Raw genomic sequence first — 19,406 nt, 5'->3', positions numbered from 1 at the left:
AGCAAGAGCAAGAGCAAGAGCAAGAGCAAGAGCAAGAGCAAGAGCAAGAGCAAGAGCCGGACTGCGAGTGACTCACTGGGCTCAGCGTGGCTTCAAATCCATCCGCCGCAGATGGCAAGTCACTTCCTCACGGTCGTGATACAGCTGCTTGCAAGCAATCGAAACCCGAATCTTGCGTGCCTTGAATGTCGCTTCCATGCGGTCAAGCAACCGCCGCACCTCGGCATAGCGTTGCTTCATCGGCAACTTCAGGTTGACCACCGCCTCACGGCAAAGCCCCTCCCCCAGCCAGGTTTCGATCAGCGAGGTAGTACGCGCCGGCTTCTCGACAATGTCGCACACCATCCAGTCCACCGGCTGCTTCGGCTGCCAGGTAAACCCGTCAGCCATCAGGTGCTGGACCAGCCCGGTATCCATCAGGCTCTCGGCCATCGGCCCGTTGTCGATGGCCGTCACCAGCATGCCGCGCCGTACCAGCTGGTAGGTCCAGCCACCCGGCGAAGCCCCCAGGTCGACGCCGGTCATGTCATCACCCAGGCGCTGCTCCCACTGCTCACGCGGGATGAACTGGTGCCAGGCCTCTTCCAGCTTGAGGGTCGAGCGGCTAGGCGCCTCGCGGGGGAACTTCAGGCGCGGGATGCCCATGGGCCACAACGCGCTGTTGTTGGCCGCAGCGACACCGGCAAATACCCGTCGGCCACTGATGAAGGTGAGCAGCAAGCGTGGGCGGCTGGCGTCGTCGACCAGGCGGCCGGCCTTTTCCAGGGCCTTGCGCAATGGCACTTCGAATTTGCGGCAGAAGGTAGACAGCTCCTTGCCTTCGTTGCTGTCCAGCACTTCCAGCCACAGGCTGCCGAACACCGGGAAGTCGGCCAGGTGCGCCAGCAACACACTGATGCGGTCACTTTCCGGCAGCTCGACGTAACCGCCGCGGGCCCACTGCCGCGGGAAAATCAGCTGATTGAAGCGCAGCTCACCCATCAACCGCTCGGCACCGCCCTCCTCGCTACAGACAAACTCGGCGCTGGCACTGTGCGGCTTGCCTTTGGCATAGCCCGCAACACCCAGGCGGGCGGCATGTTCGCTGACTTCAGCGCAAACCTCACCCTCGAAACCGGGCCGGCAATGCATGAACAGGGTATTCATCTCTCACTCCACTACGGCGGGCGCGCAACAGGCGCCGGCAGGGCGGCGATGATAAAGGAAGTTCGGAACCAGCGACACGCCCCGCCGGTCCAGAAAAGGGTCAGGGGCCACAAACCGGTCTAACCTGACCATTCAGCCAGGTCCGTGCCGTGCGGACCGATACAGAGCGGTGCCACCGGTAAACCATGAGTAATTGCCGGGCACCGGCGCAGAAGGAGTTGGCAATGCCCTCGCTCGATAGCCTGAACACCCTCAAACCGCTCAAGGTCGGCGACCAGACCTACCACTATTTCAGCCTCGCCGAAGCCGCGCGCCAGTTGGGCGACCTGCAGCGCCTGCCCATGTCGTTGAAAGTGCTGCTGGAAAACCTGCTGCGCTGGGAAGACGGGAAAACTGTCACCGGCGACGACCTGCGCGCCCTTGCCCAGTGGCTGGGCGAGCGCCGCTCCGATCGCGAAATCCAGTACCGCCCGGCGCGGGTACTGATGCAGGACTTCACCGGCGTACCGGCGGTGGTCGACCTGGCCGCCATGCGCGCCGCCATGGCCAAGGCCGGCGGCGACCCGCAGCGCATCAACCCGTTGTCGCCCGTCGACCTGGTGATCGACCACTCGGTCATGGTTGACCGCTACGGCACGCCGCAAGCGTTCGGCGAAAACGTCGACATCGAAATGCAGCGCAATGGCGAGCGTTATGCCTTCCTGCGCTGGGGCCAGAGCGCCTTCGACAACTTCCGCGTGGTACCGCCGGGCACCGGCATCTGCCACCAGGTCAACCTGGAATATCTCGGCCGCACCGTGTGGACCCGTGACGCCGATGGCCGCACCTACGCCTTCCCCGACACACTGGTCGGCACCGACTCGCACACCACCATGATCAACGGCCTGGGCGTACTTGGCTGGGGTGTCGGGGGGATCGAGGCAGAAGCCGCCATGCTCGGCCAGCCGGTGTCGATGCTGATCCCGGAAGTGATCGGCTTCAAGCTGACCGGCAAGCTGCGCGAAGGCATCACTGCCACCGACCTGGTGCTGACGGTGACGCAGATGCTGCGCAAGAAAGGTGTGGTGGGCAAGTTCGTCGAATTCTACGGCGACGGCCTGGCGGAGCTGCCCCTGGCCGACCGTGCAACCATCGCCAACATGGCCCCGGAATACGGCGCCACCTGCGGGTTCTTCCCGGTCGATGACGTCACCCTCGGCTACCTGCGCCTGTCGGGCCGCCCCGAAGCGACCGTGCAACTGGTCGAGCAATACTGCAAGGCCCAGGGTATGTGGCGCCTGCCCGGCCAGGAGCCGCTGTTCAGCGACACCCTGGCGCTGGACATGCATGAGGTGGAAGCCAGCCTGGCCGGGCCCAAGCGGCCACAGGACCGTGTGGCGCTGGGCCAGGTCAGCCAGGCCTTTGACCACTTCATCGAACTGCAACCCAAGCCGCTGGCCAAGGAAGTTGGCCGCCTGGAAAGCGAAGGTGGCGGCGGCGTGGCGGTGGGCAATGCCGACCAGGCCGGCGAGATCGACTACAGCCACCAGGGCCAGACCCACACCTTGCGCGATGGCGCCGTGGTAATTGCCGCGATCACCTCGTGCACCAACACTTCAAACCCCAGTGTGATGATGGCTGCCGGGCTGGTGGCCAAAAAGGCCCTGGAAAAAGGCCTGCAACGCAAACCCTGGGTCAAGAGTTCGCTGGCGCCAGGTTCAAAGGTGGTCACCGAATACTTCAATGCCGCCGGGCTCACGCCCTACCTCGACCAGCTCGGTTTCGACCTGGTCGGCTATGGCTGCACCACGTGTATCGGCAACTCCGGGCCGCTGGATGAAGCGATCGAGAAAGCCATCGGCAGTGCCGACCTCACCGTCGCCTCGGTGCTGTCGGGCAACCGCAACTTCGAAGGCCGCGTACACCCGCTTGTGAAGACCAACTGGTTGGCTTCGCCGCCACTGGTCGTGGCCTATGCGCTGGCCGGTAGTGTGCGCGTGGACCTGACCCGTGACCCGCTGGGCACCGGCAAAGACGGCCAACCGGTCTACCTGCGCGATATCTGGCCCAGCCAGCAGGAAATTGCCGAGGCCGTGGCCAAGGTGGATACGGCCATGTTCCACAAGGAATACGCCGAGGTGTTCGCCGGTGATGCGCAGTGGCAGGCCATCGAAGTGCCACAGGCCGCCACCTACGTGTGGCAGGACGACTCCACCTACATCCAGCACCCACCGTTCTTCGACGGCATTGGTGGGCCGCCACCCGCCATCGCCGACATCCACGGCGCGCGGGTGCTGGCACTGCTGGGCGATTCGGTGACCACCGACCACATCTCCCCGGCCGGCAACATCAAGGCCGACAGCCCGGCCGGGCGCTACCTGCGCGATCAAGGCGTGGAACCCCGCGACTTCAACTCCTACGGCTCGCGGCGCGGCAACCATGAGGTGATGATGCGCGGCACCTTTGCCAACATCCGTATCCGCAACGAAATGCTGGCAGGTGAAGAAGGCGGCAACACCCTCTACGTGCCCACGGGCGAGAAGCTGTCGATCTACGACGCGGCCATGCGTTACCAGCAGGAAGGCACCCCGCTGGTGGTCATCGCCGGGCAGGAGTACGGCACCGGCTCCAGCCGCGACTGGGCGGCGAAGGGCACCAACCTGCTGGGCGTGAAAGCGGTGCTGGCGGAAAGCTTCGAGCGAATTCACCGCTCCAACCTGGTGGGCATGGGCGTGCTACCGCTGCAGTTCACCGCCGGGCAAAACCGCAAGCAACTGGGGCTGACCGGCAAGGAGCAGATTGACGTGCTGGGCCTGGACGGTGCACAGATTCGCCCAGGCATGAGCCTGCCATTGCGCATCACCCGCGAGGATGGCCAGCAGGAGCAGATTGATGTGTTGTGCCGGATTGATACGTTGAATGAGGTGGAGTACTTCAAGGCGGGGGGGATTTTGCATTATGTGCTGCGGCAGTTGATTGCGGGGTGAGGGTTTAGGCCTGGCTGGAGAAGTGCAGCGGCTGTGAGATCGAGCGCCGCATGTGTTCACCGAAACATTTTCAGCGCCTATGAGATCGAGCGCCGCCCGCGCGGCGCTTGATCTCACAGGCGCCGTCTCTCTAACGCCCTCCCCCCCAACCACCCAACACTGGCTCTTTGCCATACATTCGGTCATCATCCGACCCATCCGTCATTAATCAGCAGTAAAACCGCAATAATGACGCCAACCGCTTCAAACGTTCGCCTTGCCTAAACCAAAGCGAATGATGGCTCATTGCCACAGATCAAGCACTTTAAATAATCATTCAATAAAACCAGTGGCTTGCCGATACCTGTCGAAAGCCCTGCGGACTATCAACCCATGCGTAACAACCAGCCGATTACCCAGAGAGAACGGACTTTCCCTGCCCAGCAGCGGTTGATCTCCACCACCAACGCCAAGGGCGTGATCACTTATTGCAACGATGCCTTCATCGATATCAGTGGCTTCACCCGCGAAGAGCTGACTGGCGCGCCGCATAACCTGGTACGTCACCCCGACGTGCCGCCTGCGGTCTTTGCCCACATGTGGCAAACCCTCAAGCAGGGCCAACCGTGGATGGGTATCGTCAAGAACCGCTGCAAGTCTGGCGACCATTACTGGGTGAACGCGTACGTCACGCCAATCTTCGACAACAACCAGGTGGTCGGCTTCGAGTCTGTGCGGGTCAAGCCCACTGCCGAACAGATCCGCCGCGCCGAAGCCTTGTACCAGCGCATCAACCAGGGCAAGCCGCCGGTACCACGCCGCGACAAATGGCTGCCGGTGCTGCAGGACTGGCTGCCCTTCATCCTGATCAGCCAGGTCGGTTTCCTGATTGGCAACTGGCTGGGCCATTCGTGGGGCTTTGCCTTGGCCGCCGGGCTTTCGGTACCGCTGGGCCTGCTCGGCCTGAGCTGGCAGCAGCGCGGCCTCAAGCGCCTGCTGCGCCTGGCCGAACAGACCACCTCGGACCCGCTGATCGCGCAGATGTTTACCGACAGCCGTGGCGTACAGGCGCGCCTGGAAATGGCCATGCTCAGCCAGGACGCCCGCATGAAAACCTGCCTGACCCGCCTGCAGGACAGTGCCGAACACCTCAGCGACCAGGCGCGTCAATCCGATGCCCTGGCGCACAAGAGCTCTTCGGGGCTGGAGCGCCAGCGGGTAGAGACCGAGCAGGTTGCCGCCGCCGTCAACCAGATGGCGGCCACCACCCAGGAAGTGGCCAACCATGTGCAGCGTACGGCCGACGCCACTCAGGAAGCCAACCGCCTGACCAGCCAGGGCCGGCAGATTGCCGGGGAAACCCGCGAGGCCATCGAGCGCCTGTCGGCGGCGGTGGGCGAAACCGGGCAAACGGTTACACAACTGGCCAAGGACAGCGACGAGATTGGCGGTGTGGTCGATGTGATCAAGGGCATCGCCGACCAGACCAACCTGCTGGCACTGAACGCAGCCATCGAAGCGGCGCGCGCCGGTGAAATGGGCCGCGGCTTTGCCGTGGTGGCCGACGAAGTGCGGCAGTTGGCCCAGCGTACCGCCGAATCCACTGGGCAAATCCACGGCCTGATCGCCAAGCTGCAACAAACTGCCAGCAATGCCGTGCTGACCATGGAAACTGGCCACCGCCAGGCGCAGGAGGGTGTTGATCGGGTCATGCAGGCCGACGAGGCGCTGGTGGGAATCAGCGAAGCGGTAGCCAACATCACCGACATGGCTACCCAGATTGCGGCCGCGACCGAAGAGCAGACCGCAGTGGCCGACGAAATCAGCCGCAACATCAGCACCATCGCCGAACTGGCCGACCAGACCGCCGAGCAGGCGCAGCATTCGGCACTGTTGAGCGAAGAGCTGACCAGTACGGCGGGGAGCCAGTATTCGTTGGTGGAGCGGTTTAACCGCTAACTACGGGCTAACGCGGCCCGTGTAGGAGCGGCCTTGTGTCGCGATCGGGCTGCGAAGCAGCCCCAGCAATTTATGCATTTGCCCTGAAATCCTGGGGCTGCTTCGCACCCCGATCGCGACACAAGGCCGCTCCTACAAAGACCGCACAAGCTCGACTTCTTGTGTTACCAATCCAGCCGCAAACGGCTCTCGAAATAACGCTCTTCCCCACTCAACGGGTCCTCGAACCGCAAACTCTGCGCCAGCAGTTTCAGCGGCCGCTGGTAATCGTCGTCCTCATTGAGCAACTGCGGATAAAAAGGGTCATTGCTGATCCCCGCTCCCAAGGCTGCCATGTGCACGCGCAACTGATGGGTCTTGCCGGTCACCGGCGACAACCCATAACGCCACAGCTCGCCATTCTTTTCCAGCACCTCGGCCAGGGTTTCGCTATTGGCCTCGCCTTCTACCTCATGCATGCGAAAAAACGGCTCGCCATGCACCAGGCGGCTTTTATGCACCAATGGGAACTGATGCTGCGCCATGGCGGCAGCGATGGCCTGGTAGCGCTTGTCGATGCGTCGCTCGGGGAACAGCCGCTGGTAGGCGCTGCGCGTGTGCGGGTTGGCGGAAAACAGCACAAGCCCTGCAGTGTGCCGGTCGATGCGATGCAACGGCACCAGGTGCGGGTTATCCAGTCGGCGAATCAGCCGACGCAGCAAGGTCTGCTCGACGTATTCACCGGTCGGCGTCACCGGCAGGAAATGCGGCTTGTCGGCGACCACCAGATGCTCGTCCACATGCAGCACGACCTCTTGCACGGGGATCGGCCGCTCGTTCGGCACTTCGCGGAAATAGTGCAAGCGCATGCCCCGCTTGTACGGCAGCTCGGCAGCGATTGCCCGCCCTTCGGCATCCAGTACCCGCCCACGGGCAAAGCGGTCAAGCCACTGGGTACGGTCGATGGCCTTGAAATGGTCACACAGGCAATCGAGCACTGTCGCCCAGTTGCCGGGTGGCAAGCACACCGTGCTGGCTTGCTGGCGGGCGGGGTCGAAAGGTGTGGTCATGGCAGGGCTCGAAACATTCACGGCCGCGCATTATCGCCCAAGCCCGCGCACTCAACCAGCCTGGGCCATCGCCTCGCTGCGCTCCTTCAGCCAGCGCAGCACCTGCACCGGCTCCCAGCGGCCTGGGTCGTACAGGGCATAGAGCAACCCTTGGTAACCCACCACATCCAGCCCGCGGTGGTAGCCGGCACGCTGGAACAAGGCTTCGATCTCGGCGAAGCAGGTATTGAAGTGGACCTTGCCGAACGGTGTGCGATCATCGGTCACCAGGCCTTCGAGGCGCATTTCCAGAACGGCGTCGGCCACCCGCTCCACGGGCATGCGATTTACGCTGTACTTGAGTTGCTCGACGTTGAGCATGGCTTTACCTCGACACTGTATTTATATACAGCATACGAACATCCCCCTGTCGCCGTCAATGCGCTTCATTGCAGCCCCGCCAGGTAGCCGCTGCCCTTGCGAATGGTCAGCACCTGCCGTCGCGGCGTACTGCGCGTCACCGACAAGTGCACCCACCTGTCGAACTCGAGGATGAGTTGATCGAACGGCACGGTGCTTTCGCTGATCCGCCGCACGGTTTCCCGCGGGCTGACCTCGATCACCGTGAAGTCCGCCGCCAGCCCTTGGACGTGCTGGCTGCTGGTGGCGCCGCCGATCAGCCGGTTGACCTTTTCGCTGCGGTACCCGCTGCTGACAATGATGGGCATACCGAACAGCGCGCGCACCTGCTCCAGCGCACCACACAGCAATTGCAGATTGGCCCGGGCCTCGGGAGGGGGGGTGTTATCGAACCCGTCTCTGGCGGCGAGCTGGGAAACGGTCAGTTCATCGAGAGTGAAATGTGGCGTGATCAACATGGCAAGCGGTTCCGATGATGGCTAAGGACGCCGACGGCAGTGCGCCGGCACCTGATCATCAGCTCGCATTACCCGCCATGGAGCAGGGTCGCTTCTCCCCTCCAGCCATCATTGCCCCAGGAACGCCACCACCTGTTCGGCATCGAACGGCCAATGCAGTTCGCCACCGTTGTCGCAGCGCCGCAGCACCGGAATGATCAGGCCGTAGCACTCGAACAAGGGCTCGCTCTCGGCGACATCGACCAGTTCCACCAGCAGGCCGTGATCGACGAAGGGCATCAGCACTGCCTCGGCCACTTCACACAAGTGGCAGCCGAGGGTGCCGAACAGTTGGCATTCAGGCAGCATGGGGCAGGTCCCGGTTTGGCATGCAGAGAAGCCTATTCTAGGTCCACCACGCCCGTCATGCACCTGGCCTGGATCAATCCTGGCTGGTGGCGCCGATACGGTGCAGCGACAGGTCGGCACCCTGGAACTCCTGCTCATGGCTCAAGCGCAGACCATGCACCGCGCGCAGGGTGCCATACACGGCAAAGCCACCGGCCAGTGCCACTACTACCCCCATCAGGCTACCCAGCAACTGGCTGACCAGGCTGACACCGCCCATGCCGCCGAGCGCAACCTGGCCAAAGATGCCGCAGGCAATGCCACCCCACACGCCGCACAGTCCATGCAACGGCCACACACCCAGCACGTCGTCGATCTTCCAGCGGTTCTGCGCCGCAGTGAACGTCCAGACGAACAGCGCGCCCGCCACCAGCCCGGTCGCCAGTGCACCTATCGGGTGCATCAGGTCGGAGCCTGCGCAAATCGCCACCAGCCCGGCCAGTGGGCCGTTGTGCAGGAAGCCTGGGTCGTTGCGCCCGGCCAGCAACGCCGACAAGGTGCCGCCAACCATCGCCAGCAGCGAATTGATCGCCACCAGGCCGCTGACGCCTTGCAAGGTCTGCGCGCTCATGACGTTGAAACCGAACCAGCCGATGATCAGGATCCACGAGCCCAGCGCCAGGAACGGAATGCTCGACGGCGCAAACGCCACCAGCCGGCCGTCGCGATAGCGCCCGCGGCGCGCGCCCAGCAGCAGCACTGCCGCCAGTGCCAGCCAGCCGCCCATGGCATGCACCACCACCGAGCCGGCAAAGTCATGGAACGGCGCACCAAAGCGCGCCTGCAGCCAGGCCTGCACGCCCAGGTTGCCATTCCACACCACGCCCTCGAAGAACGGGTAGATGAACGCCACAATCAATGCCGTGGCGCACAGCTGCGGCACGAAGCGCGCACGCTCGGCGATACCCCCGGAGATGATCGCCGGGATCGCTGCGGCAAAGGTCAGCAGAAAGAAGCACTTGACCAGCACATAGCCATGGTCGGCCGCCAACGTTGCTGCAGGCTGGAAGAAGTTGACCCCATAGGCGATCCAGTAGCCTATAAAGAAGTACACCAGCGCCGAGATGGCAAAGTCGCTGAGGATCTTCGACAAGGCGTTGACCTGGTTCTTGTGGCGCACGGTGCCCACTTCGAGGAACGCGAAGCCGGCATGCATGGCCAGCACCAGAATGGCGCCCATGAGAATGAACAGGGTGTTGGAACCGTGGACCAGGGAGTCCATCGCGCTGTGCATGTTATCCATGAAATAGGCAGACCTGCTGAAAAAGGCACCAGGACAGTTCAAGAACCTGCATCCCTGCACCGAATCGGTGCCAACCCCCTGCCCTGTTTCAGTGACGTGGCTGGGGCCTGCGTGGTTTTTTCTTGGGTTTGTCGTGGATTGGGTTAAGGTTTATCGGTACCCGCTGCGCTGGCGCCCTGAATCGGCGCAAAACCCGCGTGTAGCGCCCCGCAACGTGGCAAAGACATAGCAAAGCGCATACCAGCACCGGCACTTGAACCTTCCACGCGTGCTGTCACTCGAACTACCAACACTCATCGACAGGGAGAGACCCATGGCCAGCAAATCGGCAAAGACTGCTCAAGAGATATTGATGGCTGACTTCCAGGCCTTGGTGCGCGACACCGAGAAACTGCTGGCTGACACTGCCAACCTGGCCGGCGACCAGGCCGACGAATTGCGCGAACAGATTCACGACCGCCTGGCCCAGGCCCGCGAAACCCTGCAACTGACCCAGGACTCGGTGCGCGACCGTGGCCAGGCGGCACTGGGCAGTGCCGAGCAATACGTGCAGGAAAACCCTTGGCAGGCGATCGGCATCGCCGCCGGTGTCGGCCTGCTGATCGGCCTGCTGGCCAACCGGCGCTAAGGGGTCCCCATGGAGAATGAAGCCAACGGCGCCGGCCCCTCGGGCAGGCGCCTGGGCGCGGCCGCGCTGGGGCTGCTGCACAGCCATATCGAGCTGTTCGGTATCGAGTTGCAGGAGCAAAAGGGCCGCACGTTGCGCCTGCTGCTGTTCGCCGGCCTGGCGCTGGTGTTCGCCCTGCTGCTGCTGACGGCGCTTTCCGGGCTGCTGCTGGTATTGCTGTGGGACAGCTATCGCCTGGCCGGCATCATCGGCCTGTGCGTGTTCTATGGCATTGCCGCGCTGTATTGCGGGCTACGCCTGAAGGCGGCGGTGTTCGACGAGTCGTCGCCGTTCGGTGCCACCCTCGAAGAACTTGCCAAGGACCGGGAGCGCCTGTTGCCATGAGCCTGCCAGAACTGCCAAACACGCGTAACCCGCGCGAGCTGCGCAAGGCGCTGCTGCGCCTGCGCATGGAGATGCACCGCCAGGAAATCCGCCATGAATCCGGGCAACTGCTGGAGCCGCTGCGCCGCGTGCGTGGCATGGGCAGCTCGCTGCACGAGGGGCTGGGGATCAAGCATGCGCCACTGTGGGGGATCGGTGCCGTGGTGGCGCTGGGCTTCCTGACCGGCAAGGGCGTACGCAGCGGCAACCTGGCACGGCTGGTGCGCCTGGGTAGCAGCCTGCTGCCGCTGGTGCGCCTGTACCTGCAGGGTAACCGCCGTCCCTGACGGCCTCTATCGCCCCCTGTGGGAGCGGGTTTACCCGCGAATGCGGCAGTGGAGCCATCGACGCATTCGCGGATAAACCCGCTCCCACAGGGTGGGTATCGCCCTGCCCCTTGCGTATCTGTACACGACACTAGAAGCTAATGCCTTCGATCCACAGGAGACCGAGCCTTGGACTGGCACACCCTGCTCACCCGCGAACGCCTGGGCAAAGCCCTGTACAGCGCCGATGAACTCGGGCGCAGCCCCTTCCACAAAGACCACGACCGCATCATCTTTTCCGGTGCCTTCCGCCGCCTCGGGCGCAAGACCCAGGTACACCCGGTTTCCAGCAACGACCATATCCACACGCGCCTGACCCACTCGCTGGAAGTCAGCTGCGTCGGTCGCTCGCTGGGCATGCGCGTCGGTGAAACCCTGCGCGACAGCCTGCCTGACTGGTGTGCCCCCAGCGACCTGGGAATGATCGTGCAGTCGGCTTGCCTGGCCCACGACATCGGCAACCCACCGTTTGGCCACTCCGGTGAAGACGCCATCCGCTACTGGTTCCAGCAGGCAGCCGGGCGCGGCTGGCTCGATGACATGAGCGACGACGAACGGGCCGACTTCCTCAACTTCGAAGGCAACGCCCAGGGCTTTCGTGTGCTTACCCAACTGGAATATCACCAGTTCGACGGCGGCACCCGGCTGACCTATGCCACCCTCGGCACTTATCTCAAATACCCTTGGAGCGCCCGTCACGCCGACGCCCTCGGCTACAAGAAGCACAAGTTCGGCAGCTACCAGAGTGAACTGCCCCTGCTCGAGCAGATTGCCCGCAAGCTCGGCCTGCCACAACTGGAGCACCAGCGTTGGGCACGCCACCCGCTGGTTTACCTGATGGAAGCGGCCGATGATATCTGTTACGCGCTGATCGACCTGGAAGACGGCCTGGAGATGGAGTTGTTGCAGTACGCGGAAGTCGAAGCCCTGCTGCTCGACCTGGTCGGCGACGACCTGCCGGAAACCTATCGCCAACTCGGCCCGGGCGATTCCCGCCGGCGCAAGCTGGCCATCCTGCGGGGCAAGGCCATCGAACACCTGACCAACGCCGCCGCCCACGCCTTCGTCGAGCAGCAGCGGGCGTTGCTGGCCGGGCAGCTGGCAGGTGACCTGGTCGAACACATGCACGGCCCGGCCAAGCGTTGTGTACTGCAGGCCAAGGACATGGCACGCAACAAGATCTTCCAGGACAAGCGCAAGACCCTGCACGAAATCGGTGCCTACACCACCTTGGAAATTCTGCTGAACACTTTCTGCGGCGCTGCGCTTGAACAACACGGCGGGCGCACGCCATCGTTCAAGAGCCGGCGCGTGCTCGACTTGATCGGCAACAATGCGCCGGACCCGCACGGCTCGTTGCACAGCGCGTTCCTGCGCATGATCGATTTCATTGCCGGCATGACTGACAGCTACGCCAGCGAAATGGCCCGGGAAATGACCGGGCGCTCCAGCCCGACCTGACCTGCAGCGGTGCAGACGGGGCTCGGCCCGTTGCTGCACCGCTCATTGAAGGAAACTTCCTACATATACTGGCGGCAAACTAAACAGCACGAATAAAAATCAATGAAAAGTTACCAAACACGCTTTGACACTGGGTTAAACACGCCTGTTTCGTAGCCCGTTTTGTTTTATCCTGTAAGCCATTTCCCATAAACGGCTAACAGCCCTTCCTCCCGTGCCCGACGACTTCCAACTGCGATAAGGTGCCGCCTGTCACCCTCAGTCGCCCGCAGGGAAGTTGAACATGCATTCCATATTTATTGTTGACGACCATCCGGTCATCCGCTTGGCCGTCCGTATGCTGCTGGAAAACCAGAACTACAAGATTGTCGGTGAATCGGACAATGGCGTGGACGCCATGCAGATGATCCGCGAGAGCAACCCCGACCTGGTCATTCTCGACATCAGTATCCCCAAGCTAGATGGGCTGGAGGTGCTTGCCCGCTTTCAGGCCATGGCGCTGCCCATGAAGGTTCTGGTACTGACCGCACAGTCCCCGGAACTGTTTGCCGTACGCTGCATGCATTCGGGTGCCGCCGGATACGTGTGCAAGCAGGAGGACCTCAGCGAGCTGCTCAGTGCAATCAAAGCAGTACTGGCCGGCTACAACTATTTCCCCAGCCAGGCAATCAAGCACAATCAGACTGTAGATGCCGACTTGCAACTTTTCCGCCAGGTGAATGACCGCGAACTGATGGTGCTGCAACTCTTCGCTCAAGGCCGCAGCAACAAGGAAATTGCCAAGGGCATGTTCCTCAGCAGCAAGACCGTCAGTACCTACAAGAAACGCCTCATGCACAAACTTCAGGTCAGCACACTGGTCGACCTGATCGAGATGGCCAAGCGCAACGCGCTGGTCTGAGCATGGTCATGGCTCGCCCTATCGCCCGCCTGCTGGTCGCCCTGCTGCTGTTCAGCAGCGCGGCACAGGCTACCTTGCATGAGGCCACATCCTTCACCCTGCTGGCTCGCTCTTCGAACGGGCCGGTACAATACCTGCTCACCGACGAACAACAGCAATGGCTCGAAGAGCGCCAAGAGCTGGTGCTGGGGACATCGGCCCCCGACTACCCGCCATTCGACATCACCAGCGGTGGCCGCGATTACCAAGGCCTGACCGCCGAATACGCAAACATGATCGGCAAAGCCTTGCACTTGCCGGTGCGGGTGTTGCGCTTTTCCAGCCGGCAGGCGGCGGTGGAGGCGTTGAGACTCGGTGATATCGACTTGCTAGGCAGTGCCAACGGGTACGAAGCAGCCAGCGACGGCCTGGCCCTGTCAAAACCCTATGCCGTCGACCAACCGGTGCTGGTCACCCGTGAAGACGAGAGCCGGTTACTGGATACCGGCTTGAAGGGCCTGCGCCTGGGCATGCTCTACCACTACCTGCCCAAACAGAAAGTGCATGACAGCTACCCCAAGGCCGAACTGCTGGCTTTCGGCTCCACCAGCCAGGCGTTGAACGCCGTGGCCTTCGGCCAGGCCGACGTCTTCATCGGCGATACCATTTCAACGCACTACCAGCTCAACCGTGGCCACTTGCCAAGCCTGCGCATGGCCAACTTCGGCAAGCACGAGGCCGTCGGCTTCGGCTTCGCCTTGCGCCAGCAAGATACCTTGCTGTTGGAAATGGTAAATACCATCCTCGACAGCCAGACCCCGGCCATGCGCTCCAGCATCTTCAAACGCTGGAGCGCAGGCAGCGACCTGTTGCTGAGCGACCGTAAACTGCAACTGAGCGAAGCCGAGGAACAATGGCTCCAGGATCATCCGGTCATGCGTGTGGCCATCGATGACACGGCGGCGCCGTTATCCTTCTTCGACGGTTCGGGGCACTTTCGCGGCATTACCGCCGACTTGCTCGAGCTCATACGCCTGCGCACCGGTTTGCGTTTCGAAGTGCAGCATGCCAGTGGCATCGCCGACATGATTGCCCGCCTGAAAGATGGCCGGACAGATGTCATCACCGCGCTGACCAGCACCGGGCTGGCAGAGGACGACCTGCAACTCAGCCGCCCTTATCTGGAAAGCGCCTATGTGCTGGTCAGCCGCAAGGGCGACAAGGCGCCTGCTTCTCTGGAAGAATTGCAGGGGCATCGCGTTGCCATTACCCGTTACAGCGCAATGGACGCCATGTTGTCCCGCGAATATCCGCAAGTCGGCTGGGTTGAAACGGAAAGCGCGTTCTACGCCATTGCATTGCTCAACAGCGGCGCGGTCGATGCCGTCATCACCACCCTGATCGATGCCAACCACGCATTGGCCAACAATCCCGAACTGGTCATCCGTACTTCGGTCGGCAGCGAGCCTGCCACCTTCGCCATGGCTACCACCGCCGCGTCATCGGCGCTGGTGTCGATCCTCGACAAAGCCCTGTTGAGCATTTCACCGGAGGAGCTGGGGGTAATCAACAACCGCTGGCGCGGGTATGGCCAACACAAGGGCAACAATACCAAGGGCTACAGCCGCCTGGCCTTGCAAGTGGTGATGGGCACAGCTGGGCTGTTGCTATTGGCCTTGCTGTGGAACGCCCGGCTGCGGCTGCAGATTCGCCAGCGCCAGCGTGCCGAACGCGCGCTGAACGATCAACTGGCATTCATGCGCGCCCTGCTCAACGGCACCCCACACCCGATGTACGTACGCGACCGCGAAGGCTGCCTGAAAAGTTGCAACTTCAGTTACCTGGAAGCCGTGCAGGCCCGCTCCGATGAGGTTATCGGCAAACAGCTGGACGCCAGCCTGTTCACCGACTGCGAACAGACCCGGCAAATCCAGGCCGACTACCTGAAGGTCATGGCCGCAGGCTCGCCGCTGATCAAAGACCGCCCGCTGCGGATCAAGGGCCGGGAGCTGACCATCTACCACTGGATCCTGCCCTATCGCGACTCCCTCGGCGAAGTGCAGGGCATTATCGGTGGCTGGATCGATATCAGCGAGCGCCGCCAACTGGTCATGGAACTGCGCCAGGCCAAACAGCAGGCCGACGATGCCAACCGGGCCAAGAGCACCTTCCTGGCCACCATCAGCCACGAAATCCGCACACCGATGAACGCCGTGATCGGCATGCTCGAACTGGCGGTCAAGCACGCTGACCAGGGCCGGGTGGACCCTGGCGCGCTGGAGCTGGCACACCATTCGGCCAAGGACCTGCTGGGCCTGATCGGCGATATTCTCGATATTGTGCGCATCGAGTCCGGGCACTTGTCGCTGGCCCCGGAGGTGGTCGACCTGGCGGCCCTGGTCGAATCGGTGGGGCGCATTTTCGATGGCCAGGCACGCCAGAAAGGCCTGGCCCTGGAGGTCACAATCGACCCGGCCGCGCGCTGCCACGCCTTGCTCGACCCCTTGCGTTTCAAGCAGGTGCTGTCCAACCTGGTGAGCAACGCCATCAAGTTCACCGAGCATGGCCAGGTGCGTATCTGCGTCAGCCTGCAGGACGGCGGTGCCAGTACACCCGCCGTGCTGGAGCTGGAGGTGCGCGACAGTGGCATCGGTATCCATGCCGACGACCTGCAGCGCCTGTTCAACCCGTTCATCCAGGCCAACCCGCACAGCCAGGGTGCCCGCGCTGGTACAGGGCTGGGCCTGGCTATCTGCCGCAACCTGTGCGAAATGATGGGCGGCAGCCTGTCGATCAAGAGCCTTGAAGATGTGGGGACCCAGGTGCGCATGAAGATGCCACTGCAACGGGTTGATGCTGTAACGCAACCCACATTGCTGCCCGAACGCCTCGACGCTCCCGACCCACGGCTGAGCGTACTTGTGATCGATGACCACCCGGCCAACCTGCAATTGATGGCGCAACAGCTTGGCTACCTGGGCCTGAAGCACGCCAGCGCCCGCGATGGCCGGGAGGGCCTGGCCACCTGGCGGGCCGGCGACTTCGATGTGCTGGTACTCGACTGCAACATGCCGCACATGAACGGTTACCAGCTGGCAACTGCCGTGCGCACCGAAGAACGGCATGGCAAGCGGCCGCGCTGCACCATCCTCGGCTACACCGCCAATGCGCAACCGGAAGTACACCGCAAGTGCCTGAGCGCCGGGATGGACGACTGCCTGCTCAAGCCTATCAGCCTTAGCACCCTCAGCCAGCGCCTGGCCGGCATTCGCCCGCGCCGCCATTTGCGCCCCCGGCGCAAGCTGTACCAGCTGGATGGCCTGGCCGCAGTGGTCGGGCCGGACCCGGTCGATCGCCAGCGTTTCCTGCTGGCCTTGCAGCAAAGCCTGCAGGCCGACCTGGCTTGCTTGATGGCACTGCATCCGCAACATGAAAGCGGTGCCATTGCCGATCAGGCTCACAAGGTGCTCAGCGCCGCACGCATGCTGGAGGCGCCTTGCCTGATGGCGGCCTGTGAAGCACTCGAGACTGGCGGCCTGTCCACCCCCCAGGTGCGCCTGCGGCGCCAGGCACTGGCACGGCACATGTGCCGAGTGGAACGCGCCCTGGCCAAGGAACTGGCCACCAGCAACGTTACTCAGGCAGGCAGCCAGGCGTGTTAACTGGTAGACTGCGCGGCGTTATTACCTAAGAGGATTGTTTCATGGCCACAAACCGCTCCCGTCGTCTGCGCAAGAAGCTGTGTGTCGACGAGTTTCAGGAATTGGGCTTCGAGCTGAACCTGGAATTCAAGGAAGATCTGGATGACCAGGCAATCGATGCTTTCCTCGACGCGTTCCTGGCAGACGCCATGGACGCCAACGGCCTGGACTATGTAGGCGGTGACGATTACGGCCTGGTGTGCTCGGTCAAACGCGGCTCGGTCAGCGAAGAACAGCGCGCCGCCGTTGAAGCCTGGCTCAAAGGCCGCAGCGAACTGACCAAGGTTGAAGTCAGCCCGCTGCTGGACGCCTGGTACCCGGAAAAGCCGATCAACAAGGCTGAGTAACACCCAGCCCGGTTTGATAGATGAAAAGGCCACCCTTCGCGGTGGCTTTTTTATTGGCGATGCTTTTCCGTCGAACGTGGCGCATCGTCGCTACGCTTGGGGCATAATGCGTACTCTTTACGTCGTGGGGCCATCATCTCTTACAGCCCCAAAGCCCTTTTCCCTCGCTGCAGGGTACTTACTCACTATGATCAAAACGCTTCGTCCCCTCGTACTTGCCGGCCTGCTGTTGCCACTCGCCTTGCCCAGCCACGCCGCCGCCGTCAATACCACCCTGCCTGCCAAGGTGCAGCAGGCGCTGAAGGCCAACAAACTGCAAGACACCGCACTGTCGCTGGTCATGCTGCCGCTGGACGGCCCCGGCACCCCGACCGTGTTCAATGCCGATGTCTCGGTGAACCCGGCCTCGACCATGAAACTGGTCACCACTTATGCGGCCCTCGAACTGCTTGGCCCGACCTTCCAGTGGAAAACCGAGTTCTACACCGACGGCACCCTGAGCAACGGCGTGCTCAACGGCAACCTGTACCTCAAAGGTGGCGGCGACCCGAAGCTGAACATGGAAAAGCTCTGGCTGCTCATGCGTGACCTGCGCGCCAATGGCGTGCGCACCGTCACCGGTGACCTGGTGCTGGACCGCAGCCACTTCGTGCAACCCAACCTGCCGCAGTTCAACGACGACGGCGGCGACCTGAACAAACCCTTCCTGGTCAAGCCCGACTCGCTGCTGGTCAACCTCAAGGCCCTGCGCTTCGTGGCCCGCAACGATGGCGGCAAGGTCACCATCGCGGTCGAGCCGCCGATTGCCAGCATCCGCATCGACAACCAGGTCAAGGCCGTGGCGTCAAAACAGTGCACCGGTGACGTGCGCTACAACCCGGTGCCCCAGGGCGACGGTATCAGCGTAACGGTCAGCGGCCAGTTGGGTGACGGCTGCAACTCGCAAACCTACCTGTCGTTGCTTGACCACCCCACCTACGCCGCCGGTGCCGTGCGTGCCATCTGGAACGAGCTGGGCGGCACCATTCAAGGTGGCGACCGCATCGAGAACGTGCCGAAGAGTGCCCGCCTGCTGGCCCGCGCCTTCTCGCCAGACCTGGTGGAAGTGATCCGCGACATCAACAAGTACAGCAACAACACCATGGCCCAGCAGTTGTTCCTGAGCCTGGGTGCGCAGTTCCGCACCGATGCCGATGGCGACGACGCCCGTGCTGCGCAGCGCGTGGTGCGCCAGTGGCTGGCGAAAAAGGGCATTACCGCGCCACACCTGGTGATGGAAAATGGTTCTGGCCTGTCACGTGCCGAGCGGGTGAGCACCCGGGAAATGGCCGAGATGCTGCAGGCCGCCTGGAAGAGCCCCTACGCCGCCGAATTCATGAGCTCGATGCCGCTGGTGGGCATGGACGGCACCATGCGCAAGCGCCTCAAGCGCACGGCCATGACCGGTGAAGGGCATATCAAGACCGGCACACTGAACACCGTGCGGGCGATTGCCGGTTTCAGCCGCGACAGCAACGGCCATACCTGGGCCGTGGCGGCCATCCTCAACGACCCGAAACCGTGGGGTGCGTCGCAGGTGCTGGACCAGGTGCTGCTGGACCTGTATCGCCAGCCGAAGCTGGCGGGTAGCACTGCAGCCAACTGATTGATCGGCCTGTACCGGCCCTTTCGCGGCTAAAGCCGCTCCTACAGGTATTGCACTGCTTTTAGCCTGGTGCAGTACCTGTGGGAGCCAACTGATTCATCAGCCTGCACCGGCCCTTTCGCGGCTAAAGCCGCTCCCACAGGTACAGTGTTAACTCGAAGCCAGCGCAGTCCCTGTGGGAGCGGGCGTGCCCGCGAAATAGGCGACGCAGTGGATGGCACCGGCTTTGCCGGTGTTCGCGGCGGTTCGACGCCTCGACTCGCCCGCTCCCACAAAGGTTGCGCAAGATTTCAGATTTTGAATAAGACAGTTGCTCCCACAGGTATTGCACTGCTTTAAGCCTGGTGCAGTTCCTGTGGGAGATTCTATGGTTTTCAGCAAGCCGGTTTGACGCCTTTGGTGGTGTATT

The 19,406-nt window shown here is 62.7% G+C and carries 16 protein-coding genes; 10 read left to right on the top strand and 6 right to left on the bottom strand.

What is annotated here, in order from left to right; all coding sequences use genetic code 11:
• Positions 1 to 81: 81 nt before the first annotated feature.
• Complete coding sequence (rlmM, locus tag IAE39_RS24730; protein ID WP_201207136.1) at positions 82 to 1,146, bottom strand: 23S rRNA (cytidine(2498)-2'-O)-methyltransferase RlmM; 1,065 nt, start codon at positions 1,144 to 1,146, stop codon at positions 82 to 84.
• 224 nt (positions 1,147 to 1,370) lie between these two features.
• On the opposite strand from rlmM, the gene acnA reads away from it, so the two are divergent.
• The gene (acnA, locus tag IAE39_RS24725) at positions 1,371 to 4,112 is read left to right on the top strand and encodes an aconitate hydratase AcnA (protein ID WP_201207135.1); all 2,742 of its coding nucleotides are present in this window, start codon (positions 1,371 to 1,373) and stop codon (positions 4,110 to 4,112) included.
• 372 nt (positions 4,113 to 4,484) lie between these two features.
• The gene (locus IAE39_RS24720) at positions 4,485 to 6,050 is read left to right on the top strand and encodes a methyl-accepting chemotaxis protein (RefSeq protein ID WP_201207134.1); all 1,566 of its coding nucleotides are present in this window, start codon (positions 4,485 to 4,487) and stop codon (positions 6,048 to 6,050) included.
• A gap of 164 nt (positions 6,051 to 6,214) precedes the next feature.
• Here IAE39_RS24720 and IAE39_RS24715 read toward each other — a convergent pair whose 3' ends face one another.
• From IAE39_RS24715 to IAE39_RS24695, 5 genes are all read right to left on the bottom strand, one after another.
• Positions 6,215 to 7,099: a pseudouridine synthase gene (locus IAE39_RS24715; protein ID WP_201207133.1), complete on the bottom strand. Its 885-nt coding sequence runs from the start codon at positions 7,097 to 7,099 to the stop codon at positions 6,215 to 6,217.
• A gap of 51 nt (positions 7,100 to 7,150) precedes the next feature.
• Positions 7,151 to 7,459, bottom strand: coding sequence for a transcriptional regulator (locus tag IAE39_RS24710; RefSeq protein ID WP_201207132.1), 309 nt, complete (start codon positions 7,457 to 7,459; stop codon positions 7,151 to 7,153).
• 65 nt (positions 7,460 to 7,524) lie between these two features.
• Entirely contained in the window at positions 7,525 to 7,956 is a 432-nt protein-coding gene (locus IAE39_RS24705) for a D-Ala-D-Ala carboxypeptidase family metallohydrolase (protein ID WP_201207131.1), read from the bottom strand.
• A 108-nt stretch (positions 7,957 to 8,064) separates the two neighbouring features.
• Positions 8,065 to 8,304, bottom strand: coding sequence for a glutaredoxin family protein (locus IAE39_RS24700; protein WP_201207130.1), 240 nt, complete (start codon positions 8,302 to 8,304; stop codon positions 8,065 to 8,067).
• A gap of 73 nt (positions 8,305 to 8,377) precedes the next feature.
• Entirely contained in the window at positions 8,378 to 9,586 is a 1,209-nt protein-coding gene (locus tag IAE39_RS24695) for an ammonium transporter (RefSeq protein ID WP_201207129.1), read from the bottom strand.
• A 313-nt stretch (positions 9,587 to 9,899) separates the two neighbouring features.
• Here IAE39_RS24695 and IAE39_RS24690 point away from each other — a divergent pair, with 313 nt between their 5' ends.
• The 8 genes from IAE39_RS24690 (at position 9,900) to dacB (ending at position 18,997) form a co-directional block, all read left to right on the top strand.
• A complete protein-coding gene (locus IAE39_RS24690; protein ID WP_012271313.1) occupies positions 9,900 to 10,214 on the top strand; it encodes a DUF883 family protein in 315 nt (104 codons plus the stop codon).
• Between the two features lie 9 nt (positions 10,215 to 10,223).
• Positions 10,224 to 10,598 carry a phage holin family protein gene (locus IAE39_RS24685; RefSeq protein ID WP_201207128.1) on the top strand — a complete coding sequence of 125 codons (375 nt, stop codon included), beginning with the start codon at positions 10,224 to 10,226 and terminating at the stop codon, positions 10,596 to 10,598.
• Positions 10,595 to 10,924, top strand: a complete 330-nt coding sequence (locus tag IAE39_RS24680) for a hypothetical protein (RefSeq protein WP_201207127.1) — start codon at positions 10,595 to 10,597, stop codon at positions 10,922 to 10,924. Before IAE39_RS24685 ends, IAE39_RS24680 begins: the two co-directional genes overlap by 4 nt.
• Positions 10,925 to 11,092: 168 nt before the next feature.
• Positions 11,093 to 12,424: a deoxyguanosinetriphosphate triphosphohydrolase gene (locus IAE39_RS24675; protein WP_201207126.1), complete on the top strand. Its 1,332-nt coding sequence runs from the start codon at positions 11,093 to 11,095 to the stop codon at positions 12,422 to 12,424.
• Between the two features lie 283 nt (positions 12,425 to 12,707).
• Positions 12,708 to 13,325, top strand: coding sequence for a response regulator transcription factor (locus IAE39_RS24670; RefSeq protein ID WP_201207125.1), 618 nt, complete (start codon positions 12,708 to 12,710; stop codon positions 13,323 to 13,325).
• 8 nt (positions 13,326 to 13,333) lie between these two features.
• Complete coding sequence (locus IAE39_RS24665; protein ID WP_201207124.1) at positions 13,334 to 16,966, top strand: ATP-binding protein; 3,633 nt, start codon at positions 13,334 to 13,336, stop codon at positions 16,964 to 16,966.
• Positions 16,967 to 17,007: 41 nt separating this feature from the next.
• Positions 17,008 to 17,352 carry a YggL family protein gene (locus tag IAE39_RS24660; protein WP_201207123.1) on the top strand — a complete coding sequence of 115 codons (345 nt, stop codon included), beginning with the start codon at positions 17,008 to 17,010 and terminating at the stop codon, positions 17,350 to 17,352.
• 187 nt (positions 17,353 to 17,539) lie between these two features.
• Complete coding sequence (gene dacB / locus IAE39_RS24655; RefSeq protein WP_201207122.1) at positions 17,540 to 18,997, top strand: D-alanyl-D-alanine carboxypeptidase/D-alanyl-D-alanine endopeptidase; 1,458 nt, start codon at positions 17,540 to 17,542, stop codon at positions 18,995 to 18,997.
• The last annotated feature ends 409 nt before the right edge of the window (positions 18,998 to 19,406 follow it).

The sequence above is a fragment of the Pseudomonas sp. S37 genome, from assembly GCF_016658545.1.
In the GTDB taxonomy this organism is placed as follows: domain Bacteria; phylum Pseudomonadota; class Gammaproteobacteria; order Pseudomonadales; family Pseudomonadaceae; genus Aquipseudomonas.
Note: the sequence above shows the minus strand (reverse complement) of the source record. Positions and strands in the feature narration are given on the sequence as shown.